The organism is Peribacillus loiseleuriae (assembly GCF_001183985.1).
Lineage (GTDB): Bacteria > Bacillota > Bacilli > Bacillales > DSM-1321 > Peribacillus > Peribacillus loiseleuriae.
Window position 1 is genome coordinate 3,681,289 of the sequence record NZ_LFZW01000001.1, and the last position, 16,330, is coordinate 3,697,618.

Below are 16,330 nucleotides of genomic sequence, written 5' to 3' on the forward strand. Positions count from 1 at the left end.
TAAGGAGTGTTATACATTGACAGATGCCCTTAATTTTTCTGAAGATTGCCAGAATAGAGATATTGTAAATATTGATTGTTTTGGCGCTAGTCCAGATTTACTAAATAATTCGCCGGCGATTCAAGAAGCCATTGATTATTGTGTAGCTAATCATCACTCTAAAGTTGTCATAACTGGGAAGAAGCAATATACATTAGCCTCTCCCATTGTCATTAAGTCTAATGTACATCTTGAAATAGATTCCACCGTAACATTAATAGTCAAAGGAAACTTCCAAGTATTCGAGCTTCAAAAGGATGCTTCAATCACAGGGGGTACGATTGAGATTGTGGATAATAGTTTTAATTCATCCGTAATTTTTCTCTCCGGCGCCCAACAAATTGAAATTCATAATCATACCTCTATATCTAATATTAATATTATGAATCGTACAAATACCTACCAAGGGATCGCCATTCATTTAGCTTGTAAAAAAGCATGGGATTTCATAAGTTTCCTTAAAATCCACGCCATCCAAATTACAAACTTTCAAACAGCTATCTATTTAAAAACTGAACAGCTTCAGGATATTAGCACCCCATGCTGGATTAATGCAAACTCCTTTGATTCTATTTTCATAGATGGTTGTCAGTATGGAATTGAAATAGTCGGCAATAGTGATCTACCTTATGAAATTTCTGGAAATACGTTTACTGGAATCCAAGTTCAATGCAGGGCACAAACTAAAAAGGTAATCCGATGTTCGGGTGCTTATAATATGTTTGAAGGAGTGATTTGGGACATCTACCGTATGACTGCCCCTCCACTCGTCATCGAATTCTCTTCCATTTCTCATCACAACTACCTGTTTTCGAACCAATTATCTACATCAATTCTTGATCTTGGCCTATACAACCGTTGTACATCACCTCATGAAGAATCCCTTCCAGTATCCTCCCCCCTTGCACTAGGAAAATCACATCTGGTTGGCAATCAAGATGATATCTTAGTTAATGCACATATCAGGTACGCCGTACGTCAACTTTCTGGAAAAGCACCCTATGGAGGAACCCTTAGTAATTGTTTTAACTTATTGGATGAGCAAAGTGTAAATTATCTGGATGTGCCTAGTTCTCAGCCGGTTATCATCGAGTTAGATTTTTCTAAGCAACCCATTCAAATGCTGAATTGCCTTGGTATCTATTTTGGTTGGAATGAAACCCCAGGTCGGGTTTTGATTGAATACCAACAAAGTTTAAATGGACCTTGGACAGTAGCTAAAAATGTACCATATAATGTCGGAAACACGATTATTTCAGAAGTACGAGCAGCAACATTATATAAAGTTAGACTTACGTTAAGTGGATATACACAAGAGCACAAACGTTTTCGGATTAATCGGATCTTTGCACGATCTTCCTTACAGCAAGGAGCCTCTTGGTTGCCAACTACAGGTGGGACATTATATGGCGATTTAGAATTACAAACAGGCAAAGCTGTTACGCTCGTTTCTCCTAATGGAGGAAGATGGAGAGTAAGTATTAATGATCAAGGACAAATTATTACGACAAAACTATGAAGTTAGTAAAACTCTGATTTAATTCAGAAAAGTTTTCTTCAATACCGATTAAAAAGAAAAGGATATTCACATACTAATTTTTCTTAATCCAATAAAAACAGTGTGTTCACTAGTCTCATTTTGCTATCTATGAAAAAGCCTCTATGATAAATATGTAAAAGAGTCACACTTACCATCCTTCGGTTTATCATTATAAATGAATGAAGCCCCTCTCATCCATTGAGAAGGGCTGTTGCAATTTACTGATTCACTTTATTTGCTTGTCCGTTGTCGGAAATTCTGTTCATAGGTATAGAAGGAATGTCAATGGTCGTATCCTTGCTATGTTCTGTAAATTCAATAACAGCGTTTTGATGAGTGATTTTGTCCAAATCCCAAGCCATCCCATCAAACTCATTGTACTCCCCGCTTACCTTCAAAATACTCTTAGTTTTGCTTGATGGTTGGATCTGTAAGTTTGTAAATTGATTACCACTAGTCTCATTCGGTATAGTTGAATGACTATCCATGTATATCATGTTTACACAATCCTCTAAGGATACATTCATAAACCGATTAGCGTTGATCCAGGCATATCCAGAAGCTGGTTTTTCAGCTATTAACTTTACACCCGTCTCCATTCCAGAAACCTTCACGTTTTCGAAGTTAACGAAAGAAATCTCGTGTTTTTTTCCGCCAGCGTATAAGGAGATTCCTGTCCCCTGGTTACTTTCAGACCAATTAACGATATTTATATCTTTTACATGTGTTTTATACCAGGTGTTATAATATTTATACTTACCATCTAAGTAAATAACTTCTGAATTAAAATCTGCATCATTAATGGCTATATAAGCGCCTTCAATTGAAGCATTTTTCTCAAGTTCAAATACCCTGAAGTTTCCCTCAACAATAAACTCTGTTCCATATCCGGATAGTAACTTAACACCTTGCCTAACAATGATTGGTGATGTAACTCTGTACTTTTTATCATCCAGCATAACGGTTTTTATTTTATTGGCCCTCGATTTATCGATAGCAGCTTGAATCTTAACAGAATCATTGGCCCCTTTAAAATCTTCCACGTATATCTTCTCTTTTTGGTCAGTAACAGCATGATTCTGTTGGTAAAAAACAATAATAACGAACACCATACATAGGAATAAACCGATCACTTTTTTCATGACATTCATCCTTATTTCGTTTTTTTATTTTATATGAGTGCTCTTTTACTTCACCTATACCAAGGAAAATAAAGGTGATAATTTCCGAATACCAAACATCATTGATTCCCCTTAAATAGTTCTTCCGTTGGACTGAACCTTTTTTGTTTATGCTGCAATAGTATATCTCTGGCTGGCCACATTGTAGCTGCGCAAAAAGACAGGGAACCAATTCAGTGACTCTATGTCACTACTAATTTTTCGAAAATTCCGAGTGACGACACAGCCAGTGAAATTATTGATGGATATTGATGCACAGATCGGTTCAAACGGCCGGGGGGCAAGCACCAAATTTAGAAGCAAGAAAAACGCTCCTTACTCTTTATATGTCTAATATAATTAATCTCGGCCACTGCCAACATCTCCTTAATCCCTCAAATGCCATAAACACTAATCCCCACCTCTAAATGTCGGGGTATTCGCCAATTATTCTTGGAAGTTATCAACTATGTTCATATACCCTATGATTCTTGCATGATGTGCATGAATTGAGCGGACAGTTCTTTAACAAGTTCATCTGCAGTTAGATTGGATTCTTTCTCCCCTTTTTCAAACGCATCTGTTAGTAGTTAAAAAAAATCTTCATTTGTTAGATTCATTGGTTTCATAAGTATAAACTCCTCTATTAAATAATGTCATTTCATCGTCTTATAACTACTAATTGTATTCGGCATTCAAAAAATGCTGTTTATGGCAGTATGTTTTATGAATGGAAAAAGAGCCTAAATATACAAGAAGCGCATAAAACCTTGCATATTTTAGGCTCTTTAATTTTATTCCTTATTGTGTTAAATCTACCCGTTAACACAATAAGAAAAACACTTTTGTCTACCTTATGGAACTGTATTACTGATAACCGTCAGAAAACCGTTCTTCGAGGCGGTATCAATTAATTGATAAATGGATTGGCTTGCGGTATCACTAAACAAATACCATTGATCTTCAGTGGCGTCATAAATTAAAACCTCGGGGTGTCCAGGCAAAGTTTCGACTGAATAAGATTGAACTAAAGAATAGATATCAAAGCGTTTTATACTGTTCCCTTCTTGGTCTAAAAAATCATATTGTCCATTTTTATAATAGTCCCCTGGTGAAACGTAGTGAATCTGCCACGAGTAATTAGCAGGAGTTTTGACCTTACTACCTTTGTTTTCTACAAAAATATTATAAATAGCTTCGTTATAACCATTTCCTTTGATTTGCTGTACTACACCGCCCATAGTCATATGATATTCGGATTGCAATGCTTTTACTTGTACACCATCTATAACTAATGGCTTTGTATCAACCGTTACTGTGGAGTTTTTGTAATTGACATTACAGCCAAATGTTTCTGCAAGAAAACGAATCGGAACAAACGTACGATTATTCTTTATATATGGTCTTACATCAAAAAGCGCAGTTTGACCGTTTTTTACTACTGTATTGCTATTTAGTTTTAATATTACCTGCATATTGCTTTTAGTAATAGTAACTTGGGAATCCGACCAATTGACCTTAGCTCCCAAATTTTCACTGATAACACGCAAAGGAACCATTGTACGATTATTCTTAATTTCGGGATTCACATCGGATGCAATAGCAACACCGTCAATTTTTATTTGAATAGCTGCTGCATAAGTAGGTGACGATGTAATGATTAGAATCAATGCAAGGAAAATTCCTAAGAACACTTTTTTCATCTTTTGATAACTCCTTTTTTTAAGTAAATATATTACTGTTATACAAATTCAGTAAAGGTTTATGAATTCCCTTCATTCTTCGATATAATTTTTCAGTTCCTATAAGAACTGTCTAGCCTTTATCAGAGTAATATATCCATTCTTAAGCTAGAAAAACATTTCGCACAACGATCCTGCCCGTTCGTGCAATAAGTACAGCTTTACAAATATGTATAAATATTTGTGTGTATACAATTCCTCACTGAGTAATGATTCAAAATGATTACTAAACATATTGCCGAAACATACATCAATTAATCGCCAGATACACTCATTCATTCCATACATACTAAAATGATATAAAAAACCTATCGCAAATGGCTTGTTTGTTCTTATATTACATCCTGACACTCCCCCTACTATTTCACCATATGATGTATCCATCCACTCTACTGTTGAATTTACGAAGAAAGTAAAGATGTTCATGATTCATGTCTATTACACAAGAAATAAGGAAATAATTTCGTAACAGAGCCTATAAAATAAAGGTGGAGGTGTTATAAATAAACTATGATGAAACCGGAAATTTCCTTAAAGGGGTAATGTGGGCAATAGCATTCAGTATTCCTTTATGGTTATCATTCTTCGGCTGGATGAAAATCCTTATCCAATTATTATTCTAAGAGCTGTTTTGACCTATAAAAACAATCTAGGACCATAATCACAATTAGAATTTTCATCAACGTTACATTTCCCCCTAAAATTATCATTATTTTCATCAATATAGGTATTTAGACCCTTAATCAATTCTCTCATTTCCGCTATCTTAGTTAATGGACAGCATAAATCGTACGAAACGGCAAAATCATTGAAAAATGATGACGCAAAGCTTTAGGGACTAAAGTTATAGATAATAACTATGTCAGCCAGCTTCCGAATACGGACCTCCTACGGTTTATGAAGAAAAGAGGAGGAAATACTATGGTGAAAAATTATTTAAAAATGAAATACTATATTCATGTATTCTTACAAAAGTATAATGAAGCTCTTGTGGATGATGCACTTAGTAGCAGTCTGAAATCAAAGTTAAAATCCATAGCAAACCATCATGAGCAAAAAGCAATGATTCTAAGATCAAAACTAAATTAAACATGAAGAGTTGTTTGGGAAACCAAACAGCTTTTTTCTGTTAAATATCGAAATATTCCAACTACAAGTAGTGCGTTTACTCAATGTTGTAGATTATAAAGAAAGAGCGATTTACTTTATCCCTTGTTTTGTTCTTGCAATAATTGTTTGCTCTTATTTATATGTGCATTAAGAACTTTCTGTATTTCCTCTGATTTATCAATAGAATGCACATTTTGCTTAATATATCTCACCGTTTTCTTTATCGACTTTAGTAATTTATTAAAAATGTTCAAATAATAATCTCCTCCTACAGATGGAACTGCCTCTTTATGTAGATTTCGAAATATCCCGATTTGGGCAACTAAACTGTTCCCTATAAAATATGATAAAAATTTGTCTTAAGCCCTCCAAAAAGCATTCATAGCTTTAAATAGGAAGCAATTTTGACAAACTTCAACATATACCCTGTGATGGCACGAAAAAAATGTTCTTCTCACAATAAATAACAAAAATCTTGCAGAAAAAATTCACTGCAAGACTATTTCATCATTAATCACTTTCGCGCTTTAAAGGGCGCGGTACAGGCACTGGATTTTCAAACACAAAAGACAATCGACCTAATCAGTGGCTGCTGAAAAAGTAATTCTTTTTAAAAGTTATAAAGATTTTCATCAATATACAGATAATAAAATAAGACAACGACCAATTAGGATCAAAATTTAGTAAGAACTCATTTGTTGCTGCACAGCACAATTCTAATTACAAATATTCCCATAAGATTTGTTGGCAAACACAGGAAAACACTCTGTGAAGCGTTGTTGTGAAACAAGAAAATTCGGGTGGTGACAGGCACCCAAAATTAATTGAACCCCCATAGGCCAAGTCCGCGACTTCATTCTTCTCTGGCAATCAAAAATTTTGCGGTATAGTTTCTGGCAGAATCAGAACTAAGGCACAACTTCCGATTGTCCCCTATAAGAACCGTCCCCTTGCTTCTAACAAGCACTCCAATTAAGAAAAGGCTTGGATATAACATGGTACTATTTCCTAAATAATTTTCAGGTTAATCTAAAATCAAAATCATCTGGTCTAAACTTATTTCGGGCTAATTCATAAAAATAATTCATTCTTATAGCAATACACTGAATTAATGCTTCTTTATTTTGCTTACCATCCCAAACCTTTTTCCCAAGTTTAGCGATCCCGTAACCAACCCTTGCAGCAATTAATATTCCGGTTGGATCTGGAATTAAAGCATCCATTATAGTATCCGTTGCAAAATCGACCAATATATCTAAACCTAACCCTAGCGCTGAAAACGCGAGTAACTCTGCGGTAGCTACCATCAGCATTGTTTGTAAATCTTTCTTTGCCTCTTCTTGAGACTTCCCTTTTCTAACTTCCCATATATATCGTAATAAACTCCCAGTTACTGTGATTATAAAAAAGGACCCGTTAATAGCCACCATTTCTGTAAAGAAGTGATCTAGCATACTTGGTGTAAAATCAGCAAAAAATCCATCCATAGATATTCGTGTCAGATAACCAACTGCTGATAAGCCACCTCCGAATAAAGCCGTTGCAATTCCTGTTTTAACCAATTCTTCTCTCTTTCTGTGCCACGGTCTCGGATCATTTTTTAACCGATACCATTCGATTAACATTCTAATAGAAGAATATAAAGCCATTGAACTCCCCACTGAAAGTGCACCTTTTTTTATCAATCCCAATGTAATCAAATCTTCATTATAATTAACGGTTAATTCGAACTTCTCATCCATTGTCAATGAATATTTAAAATATTCCGGATCTGTAGCATTTTGTGTATTCCCACCATGTAAAAATTCTCTATGACCTTCCTCTGTCGCAAACAGTATATTATCAGGATTTGCAGCTAGATCGATATTATCGGGATTATTTTTGACAAGTTTCATATGATGGCCTTGAATACCCGAAATTGGATATTTTTCACCCGATTGCCATTCTAAAATCAGGTTCCTTTCCTCTTCTGAGAAAGGAACAACTTCCCCCTTGTCATTAACATAGACTAATACATTTTCAGGTGCATTAATTTCATCATGGGCAAAAAACTTATATTCTGCCCACTCTCGTTGAACGCCTAAACTCCTAGCTGTATGAATACTTGTGATACTATTATTGGCAAAGCTTTCTTTTAAAGCTTGAAATTGTGCAGTAGCATTTTCCTTATACTCTAAAAATTCTAACTCCCTTGGTTCAGAAATAAATTCATCAACCATCCAACTAGTTGAAATATAACTTAATGCGATTCCTTCCCCATACCGTTTAGAAGAATGAAAACAATCATTATTAGGCAGTTTACGTGTCTTAATGCTCACATCAACCAATCCCCTTTATTTGTTCATTTACCATCTTTTCTGTGAAGGTTGGTTTTACATTCAGATCTAGTTTAGAGAAAATTTCGGAGTAAGCTGACTGGAAGTAGATTTGTGTCGAAGAATATAAATATTTCGAATCCCATCCACCTAACTTCGAAACAAGCTTATGTATATTTTCGCCTTTCTTGTAAGATTTATCATTATTCTGAAAATCATTATATGCAATTTGAATAGAATCAATAGCATTTAAATTGTACTCTTTTATTCTACTCTCATCATTCTCAACAGTAGAGAAATATTGAATTAACATCTTGGATACTTCATTATATCTGTCATTTAAATCAGGATAATTTGCAATAAATGCTTTATCTACCTGATTATCCAGTTGTTCTATCTCATTAATTTCCTCATCTGTTAAGTTTTTTCTATAAGTTAATTTACTTACTTTTATTTGAAGTTCTTCAATCGTTTCTTTAATTTTGGATAAGCGTTTACTTTCTATATCATTCATATATTGATTACCGAGTTTGAGAGAGTGATTTTTAATTTCCTCTGCGAACTCCCAGTCCTCCACTCTACAATTATCTAAGTACACCCTAGTTGTGCGATTATACCGTTCAATTGCTTGTCTTTTAATGACCGGACTTTTTGAATCTATTAAGAAAAGAATATTTTCTTTATAGAGATTCATTAAGTGTTTGCTACTTGGATATTTATTTAAAGCAGATTCGAGCATTGCAACACATTTCGCTGGACTATTTTTATATTTTTTTATAGCATGAATCCATTTATCAATCTCGTTTAATTCTTCATTTATGTAAAAATCTAATTTTGATGTTATTTCTTCTTGAGTTTCATCTAACCTTTCAACTATATTCTGCATAATATTTCTTTCAATTGATTTAAATTCACTTTGATATTTTACTAATAGATCATTAAAACTACTCTTCTGCGAAATAATATTATCAGTAAACAGTTGTTTTGTATGTTGTTCAAGTTCTTCACTAAATTTTGATATTTCTTCTTCAAAAAACTGATTATTTCCATTTATAAGTTCCTTTATTTTTTTTGTATTTATTTCTTGGATTTGTATGATATCATTCATTATTTTCTGTGGTGTATCCTTTTTTAATAACAAAATTTGAAAATATAATACTGAAATACCTAAAATCGATATTACTGAAGTAATAAGAAGCGCCCATTCCATCTATTAATCACCTCTAATTTATTATTTACCTTCTTTTTCATACACTACTAAAGGGGCTGGGGGCAGTATTTATAGGAGGAACTCCACAAATAGACCGTTATCATAAAATCCTCTTCTTAAAATTCGGTGTGTTCGATTACGAAGTGCGAAATGTGAGTTAAATGGCATATATTCCAGCTTTTTAGAAAACAATAAGAAAGGAGAGTTAGCTACCATGTTACACTCTCCTTTCCTCAAATCTATGAATCTTTCGATAAATTTCGAGCGGCGACAGTGCACGCAAAGTTTCTACCAATTACTTTCTCGCTTTAAAGGTGTGGGGGGCAGACACCAGGAATTTCTTGTTAAACTATAACCAAGTCACAAAAGACACCCTGCAATTCTTTCAGGTTTTACAAACGTATCTCAATCAATCCGTTAGTTCCTTTAAGAAAGAATTACGTTTAAAAGAAAGAAGAAATCGAAAGCAGAGCCGTCGTTTGGAACAGTCACCATGGTTAAAAAAGAAAAACGGAAAAAGTTACACAGATAAGTATAAATGTAAAAAAAAAAGGGAATTGTATCTATTGAAACCATGTTCTCCTTTTTCAATATTTATTATGGTGAAATTATACTTATTTTTAACTATTCTTGAATTTGGGTCTACATATCCCGCCAAGGATCTCAAATACAATCTGCATCTCCTTCAGACGGAAGCCGTTTATACAAATTCTATTGTCCCCTACCCTTAATAGCTCATCTAGTGTGAGGTAACGCTAGGCGCGGCTGGTCCTCGCACGTAATAAGCCTGCCCTTTATCAGGTCAGGCTAAAAATAATTACTTAGTAATATATTATTTTTCAAAGTACTCTTGATACTCACCACTGATAATTCGTTCCCACCATTCTTTATTATCCAAATACCATTGAATCGTTTGGGCAATGCCCGTTTCAAAAGTGTAAATAGGTTTCCAACCTAACTGTTCTAGCTTAGTTGGGTCAATTGCATACCTTTTATCATGTCCAAGACGATCTTCAACAAATTCAATTAAATTCTCTGATTTGTCTAGAGTATTAATGATTGTCTTAACCACTTCTAAATTAGTTCGTTCATTGTGCCCACCTACATTATAAACTTCCCCGTTAATTCCTTCGTGCAACACTAAATCAATGGCAGCACAATGATCTAACACATGTAACCAATCTCTAATATTCTCACCGTCACCATATACTGGTACCTTTTGATCATTCACTACTCTAGAAATAGTAAGAGGTATTAATTTCTCTGGAAAATGATACGGACCATAGTTATTGGAACATCTGGTGATATTTACCGGTAAATTGAACGTTTCAGCATAGGCACGAACTAATAAATCAGAAGATGCTTTGCTAGCGCTATAAGGACTGTTCGGTTGTAATGGTGTTTCTTCTGTAAAGAAAGTGCTAGGATCGAAGTCTAATTCACCATATACCTCATCTGTAGAAACATGAACAAATTTCGTAATATTATTCGTTTTTGCTGCATCGAGTAATACTTGTGTTCCAAGAACATTAGTTACAACAAAAATTTCAGGATTTGTAATAGAACGATCAACATGACTTTCCGCTGCAAAGTGAACAACATAATCAAACTGTTCCTTCTCAAAAAGAGCTGAAATACTCTCCCTATCGGAAATATCTGCTTTTACAAAATGATAATTAGATTCGCTTTCAATATCGCGATGTTTCGTCAAGTCTCCCGCATATGTTAATAAATCTAAATTATATATTTCATAATCTGAATGTTTATTCACCATAAATCGAACAAAGTTTCCACCTATGAAACCTGCTCCACCTGTAACTAAAATTTTCTTTTTCATCTTATTTCACCCCTTGACTTAACTCAGACAAATAACGTGATAGGGCATCTCGCCACTCTGGTAACAGCATAAACCCATTTGAAACTAATTTATCTTTATACATTCGAGAATTTCTCGGTCTAACAGCTCGCGTTGGATACTCTTCAGTAGAAATTGCCTGAACCTTTACTTCTCGATTAGACAACTTAAATATTTCTTCAGCAAACTCGGCCCATGTACAAAAACCTTCATTCGAAGCGTTATAAACTCCGTAGCGATTCGTTTGCACCATATCAATTAATAAGCGTGACAAATCATATGTATACGTAGGAGAACCGTATTGGTCACCAACTACGCTTAATTCATCTCTCGTTTCAGATAGTCTGAGCATAGTTTTTATGAAGTTATTTCCATTTATTCCGAACACCCATGAAATACGTACGATAAACCATTCATCTAGCAATGATTGAACAATTTGCTCACCTTGATACTTGGTTTCACCGTAGTATCCAATTGGATTCGGAGTAGAATTCTCTGAAAAAGGAATTTCCCCTTCTCCATCAAAAACATAATCCGTACTAATGTAAACAAATTTTGCGTTAGTTGCTTTAGCTGCTTCTACTAAATACTTAGTTCCATTTACATTCACATCATAGCAGTTTTCTTGGTCATCTTCAGCTTTATCCACTGCTGTATAAGCAGCACAGTGAATAATGGCATCCGGATTTAATTTATTGATATATCCAGAAATTTCTCTTTTATCTGTGATATTTAAATCATGAGAGGTGGTCCCAATCATTTCTAGTCCACGCATGGTACCTTCCCTGACTACATCATAGCCAAGTTGACCTCCATAACCTGTTACTAATACTTTCATTCGATTATTCACCACTCACAAAATTATTATCGGCATCCTTTAACAGTGGAGCACTCTCATCCTTAGCAGACAATACAGGTTTAACATCCATGGGCCACTCTACCCCGATAGCTGGATCATTCCATAAAATACCTCGATCATGTTCTGGGGAGTACACTTCATCTACTTTATACTGAACTTCAACGTCATTCGTTAAAGTCATAAACCCGTGAGCAAAGCCCTTTGGTACTAGCAATTGCTTTTTGTTTTCGGCACTTAATTCAATTCCAAACCATTCTCCATAAGTTGGACTCCCTTTACGAATATCCACAGCTACATCAAAAATAGAACCTTTAGTACATCTAACAAGTTTAGTTTGTGCTTTCGGATCTAATTGATAGTGCAATCCTCGTAAAGTACCTTTTGTTGCAGAAAACGATTGATTGTCTTGAACAAATTCTATATTAATATCATGATCAGCAAAAATAGATTTACTATATGTTTCACTAAACCAGCCCCGGTGGTCTCCGAATACTTTCGGTTCTACAATTACGACTTCTTTTAATTTCGTTTTTGTAATAATCATTATTTTTCACCTACTATTTTATCGTCTACTAACACTTGTTTAGCTAAACGTAATAAATATTGACCATATTCATTTTTCTTTAACGGCTCAGCAAGTTCAATTAGTTGCCCTTTAGAAATATATCCCTTCCGATAAGCAATTTCTTCTAAACAAGCAACTTTTAAACTTTGGCGTCTCTCAACTGTCTCAATAAAAGTTGAAGCTTCTAATAAGGATTCATGGGTTCCTGTATCTAACCAAGCAAATCCACGTCCTAACAATTCAACCTGGAGTTTACCTCGTTTTAAATACTCCTCATTTACTGCAGTGATCTCTAATTCACCACGATTAGAAGGTTTTATTGATTTAGCGATTTCAACTACATCATTATCATAAAAGTATAAACCTGTAACGGCATAAGTTGATTTAGGTTTTTGTGGCTTTTCTTCAATAGAAATAGCTGTTCCACTTTCATCAAATTCCACTACACCAAAACGTTCTGGGTCTTTCACGTTATATCCAAAAACTGTCGCACCTTCTGAAAGGCTTGCCGCACGTTCTAAAATTTTCGTAAATCCATGACCATAGAAAATATTATCTCCTAAAACAAGCGCTACTGAATCTTCTCCGATGAATTCTTCTCCGATAAGGAAAGCTTGAGCTAATCCATCTGGTGAAGGTTGTACAGCATATCTTAACTTTATACCTAGATCCTTTCCATCACCAAGAAGTTGCTCAAACCTTGGTGTATCCTCTGGTGTTGAAATAATTAAAATCTCACGAATACCACTAAGCATTAATACAGATAAAGGATAGTAAATCATCGGTTTGTCATAAACTGGAATCAACTGTTTTGATATTGATTTTGTAATAGGGTAAAGTCTTGTACCGCTTCCGCCTGCTAAAATAATCCCTTTCATTGGATGCACCTCCGAAAATATTCACTACTTAGTTTTCAAAAAATTCTAATAAATATAGAGTTTTATATCTGTATGTTGCTGCGAAATATAACTAAACTAAACATGTATCTATAACAATCAAATTTATATCTACCTTGACAATAATTCCTCAAATATTCAGTGATAAAATTTATAAAAAACTTGGTACTCAAGTAGACATTATTAATTAGTAATTTTTTTCTTTACGATATTTCTGATAAGAATAATAGACTCTTTTTCAAAAAATATGTAAGTAAAGAAAAAAATCACAAGAAAATAAATAAGAAAACTAAATAACCAGTTCAAATACAAAGTACAAGTGAAGTAAGTAAAGAAAAACAATACTAAATATACTAATTCCTTAATATTTGGTTTTAAATTTGAAAAGTCTTTAGCAGAATAGAAATACCATATATAAAAAGATATCGTGGTAGATAGTGCTATTGAAAATGTACTATTATAGATTAATATTGCCAGAATATTTATAACAACAGAAACTAAACACATTTTTAATACCATACAAACATATTTCTTTTCTTGTTTTTTAACCTTATATAAATTTATATATAAAGCATTTATTATTATAATCGCTGGAAATCCAGCAAATAAAATCACTATTATTTCTAATGAGGGAATATACTTTTTCAAATACATATTAACAATAAATTCAAAAGCAAAGTATCCACCACTTGATAACGCTCCAATTATTAGTAAATATTTTTTAATAAGATTTATTTTTTCTTCATCTTTTCCCCTTGCTAAATATGGATAGAAGGTCATAGTAACAGAACTAATTAAAGTATTAATAACTACCATCATTGAAATAGCAAAGGAATAAAATGCAAAATCTTTGTTAGTTAAGAAAAATTTCACAAACCATCTATCGGAGGCATAGAAAAACATTGATGCCAAATTTCCAATCATAATAAAACTACCTATTTTAAAATGATTCCATATATCTTTAAAGTCTATTAATGCTGTAACATTTTTGTATTTAATCAAAAAATATATTTCAAGACCTATGTATACAATGTAATAAGTTATTATATTTACAAGAATAAAGGGCCAAAAATTATTGATTTTCAATACAAAAATTATTAATAAATTTAATAATAATAATAAGTTTGGTGTAAGAATCATTATTTTAGAATAAATATCAAATTTCCCCAAAGCTTGATATAAAAATTTAAATAGAGTTTGTATATTAATTGGTAATATTGCAATTGAAAAAGCAACTAGAATTCCATCTTGCAAAATTATTCCTATTACTAGAGAAAGGAGAGTCACAATTATTTGAAATAAGAGCAAAAACTTGTGCTCTCCTTTTAATCTATTTTTGTCTATTTCTGTTTCAAGCTTCCCCCCATATTTAATGTATATTCCATCTATAAACCCAAAATGTAATATTCCAATATAACTTAAATATAAAGTAAAAGTTTTTAATGAAGCATACTCATCTAATGATAAAAACGCAGGTACTATAAAACCAGTAATAATTCCAACTAATAAGTTAATTAAATTCGAGTTAAATACCTTTAATAAATCTTTCTTGAATTGCATTTAGTCTGGTCTCTCCTGTCGCCAATAAATCAATTTTAAGTTCTAAAAATCCGGTTTAAATAATCCCATCTTTAAAAGAATCAAAACAGTATCTTTATTTCAATGACTTACTTTTAGAACCTTTCATTATTTGCATTAGGAAAATTTCTAACAGGAGAAGAATAAAAGGTAGAATCAAATAATATGTTTCCTGAGCCAACCAATTGTAAAATGAGAATAAGATAATTGTACCTAATAGTGCAGCTGAACCAATCCAAAATATTGTAGGTTTAAATAATGCTTTTTTAAATGCAAAAGATGAAAACAATCCCATGAAATAAGGAAGTATAATAATTCCGGCATATCCAAAATCTTTATAGAACATCCCTAACCATGTATATACATTTATTGATCCAATCTTTCCCTGAATCATAGAATCAAAAAAGGGAGGAAGGATTGATGCATCTAGAATATTAAAAGAAATCAGCCATTTTACTAGCGGTCTAAAAGTCCTAGCACCATGTGACATTTCATTTTCATAATTAGAAACTAATACGTTAAGGCCTTCCAATGGTCCTAATCCATAAATTATTGCCTGAGCTACAGTTTTTGGTAACATAGGTATTGGTGATTCTTGTTCTGAATACCCTCTCTGCAATGCAATCAGATTAAGTAATAATACTAGTAAAATTAATAAACCTAGAATTAATTTAAAGATACTTTTTCTTTTTGTTACATTTATATTTATATTTAATTTTATACTTTCCTTTACTTTACTAATTTTATATTTATAAGCTACAAAGCAAATAACAAATGTCCAAAAGAAAAGTAGTCCATCTATAATAGCCGCTTGTTTTGACATCAATATTAAACTTAGTAATGGACTAGATAGCAAAAGCATTATTGGTAATAGTATTTTACGGCCTTTCACAAATAAGTAAATAGCAGCTACAATAATACCGACACCTGCAACTAAATTCAATAGAACCGGAAATACCCTGCCGATTAAAGAAAAATCAGGTATATCGCTTCTTGATAAATATATATTTCTTACATATGTGGAATTATTAATTAATACTGAAAAGGATCCCGCAATTTTCAACATAGTATTTAAACTAATTACAATTTGACCTATTCTACACAATAATGCAAAATATAAAAACTTCCTTAGTATAGGCTCATTCATATATTGTGGAAATAAATAATCTGTACTACCACTTGATTTAGTTACCTTTGTTTTCAAAAGTCCTACTTGAAGACAGCCACCAAAAAATGATAGGTATCCTAATCCAATAGCAGTCAATCCGTATCCTGTTAACGGGTAAAATATGTTTAATGGTAAAATATATATTCCTACTATAAACAACCAGATGAATGTAAAAATTGATAATGGATTTAAACTCACACCATAAATTTTTTTGGAAATACTAATTGTTATTTTCAAAAAAATAACAAAAAGAATAATAACTACACATAAAGTAATTAATAATATCATAAATT

General features: G+C 32.9%; 12 protein-coding genes, 1 pseudogene and 1 riboswitch. Of the genes and pseudogenes, 2 read left to right on the forward strand and 11 right to left on the reverse strand.

Features of this window, described 5'->3' with window-relative positions; translation table 11 throughout:
- The first annotated feature begins 16 nt into the window (after nt 1-16).
- Nucleotides 17-1,558 (forward strand): glycoside hydrolase family protein, encoded by a 1,542-nt coding sequence (locus AC625_RS17100; protein ID WP_049682381.1) that lies wholly within the window; start codon nt 17-19, stop codon nt 1,556-1,558.
- 239 nt (nt 1,559-1,797) lie between these two features.
- Here AC625_RS17100 and AC625_RS17105 read toward each other — a convergent pair whose 3' ends face one another.
- The 3 genes and pseudogenes from AC625_RS17105 to AC625_RS17110 form a co-directional block, all read right to left on the reverse strand.
- A complete protein-coding gene (locus AC625_RS17105; protein ID WP_049682382.1) occupies nt 1,798-2,721 on the reverse strand; it encodes a hypothetical protein in 924 nt (307 codons plus the stop codon).
- Nucleotides 2,722-3,221: 500 nt separating this feature from the next.
- Nucleotides 3,222-3,317: pseudogene (locus tag AC625_RS28755) on the reverse strand (YwzD family small protein); the annotation flags it as partial.
- A gap of 276 nt (nt 3,318-3,593) precedes the next feature.
- Nucleotides 3,594-4,442 (reverse strand): copper amine oxidase N-terminal domain-containing protein, encoded by an 849-nt coding sequence (locus tag AC625_RS17110; protein ID WP_049682383.1) that lies wholly within the window; start codon nt 4,440-4,442, stop codon nt 3,594-3,596.
- An 827-nt stretch (nt 4,443-5,269) separates the two neighbouring features.
- Nucleotides 5,270-5,359: riboswitch (cyclic di-GMP riboswitch) on the forward strand.
- A gap of 43 nt (nt 5,360-5,402) precedes the next feature.
- On the opposite strand from AC625_RS17110, the gene AC625_RS26925 reads away from it, so the two are divergent.
- On the forward strand, nt 5,403-5,570 hold the full coding sequence (locus tag AC625_RS26925) for a hypothetical protein (RefSeq protein ID WP_156187575.1): 168 nt from the start codon (nt 5,403-5,405) through the stop codon (nt 5,568-5,570).
- A gap of 1,040 nt (nt 5,571-6,610) precedes the next feature.
- Here AC625_RS26925 and AC625_RS17115 read toward each other — a convergent pair.
- The 8 genes from AC625_RS17115 to AC625_RS17155 form a co-directional block, all read right to left on the reverse strand.
- A complete protein-coding gene (locus tag AC625_RS17115) occupies nt 6,611-7,909 on the reverse strand; it encodes a hypothetical protein (RefSeq protein ID WP_049682384.1) in 1,299 nt (432 codons plus the stop codon).
- Nucleotide 7,910: 1 nt separating this feature from the next.
- Complete coding sequence (locus AC625_RS17120) at nt 7,911-9,116, reverse strand: hypothetical protein (RefSeq protein ID WP_049682385.1); 1,206 nt, start codon at nt 9,114-9,116, stop codon at nt 7,911-7,913.
- 832 nt (nt 9,117-9,948) lie between these two features.
- On the reverse strand, nt 9,949-10,953 hold the full coding sequence (gene rfbB / locus AC625_RS17130) for a dTDP-glucose 4,6-dehydratase (protein ID WP_049682387.1): 1,005 nt from the start codon (nt 10,951-10,953) through the stop codon (nt 9,949-9,951).
- Nucleotide 10,954: 1 nt separating this feature from the next.
- On the reverse strand, nt 10,955-11,809 hold the full coding sequence (gene rfbD / locus AC625_RS17135; RefSeq protein WP_049682388.1) for a dTDP-4-dehydrorhamnose reductase: 855 nt from the start codon (nt 11,807-11,809) through the stop codon (nt 10,955-10,957).
- Between the two features lie 4 nt (nt 11,810-11,813).
- The gene (rfbC, locus tag AC625_RS17140; RefSeq protein ID WP_049682389.1) at nt 11,814-12,374 is read right to left on the reverse strand and encodes a dTDP-4-dehydrorhamnose 3,5-epimerase; all 561 of its coding nucleotides are present in this window, start codon (nt 12,372-12,374) and stop codon (nt 11,814-11,816) included.
- The gene (gene rfbA, locus AC625_RS17145; RefSeq protein ID WP_049682390.1) at nt 12,374-13,273 is read right to left on the reverse strand and encodes a glucose-1-phosphate thymidylyltransferase RfbA; all 900 of its coding nucleotides are present in this window, start codon (nt 13,271-13,273) and stop codon (nt 12,374-12,376) included. Before rfbA ends, rfbC begins: the two co-directional genes overlap by 1 nt.
- Before the next feature lie 201 nt (nt 13,274-13,474).
- On the reverse strand, nt 13,475-14,851 hold the full coding sequence (locus tag AC625_RS17150) for an MATE family efflux transporter (RefSeq protein ID WP_049682391.1): 1,377 nt from the start codon (nt 14,849-14,851) through the stop codon (nt 13,475-13,477).
- Nucleotides 14,852-14,945: 94 nt separating this feature from the next.
- Nucleotides 14,946-16,325 carry an O-antigen polymerase gene (locus AC625_RS17155; RefSeq protein ID WP_049682392.1) on the reverse strand — a complete coding sequence of 460 codons (1,380 nt, stop codon included), beginning with the start codon at nt 16,323-16,325 and terminating at the stop codon, nt 14,946-14,948.
- Nucleotides 16,326-16,330 lie beyond the last annotated feature (5 nt).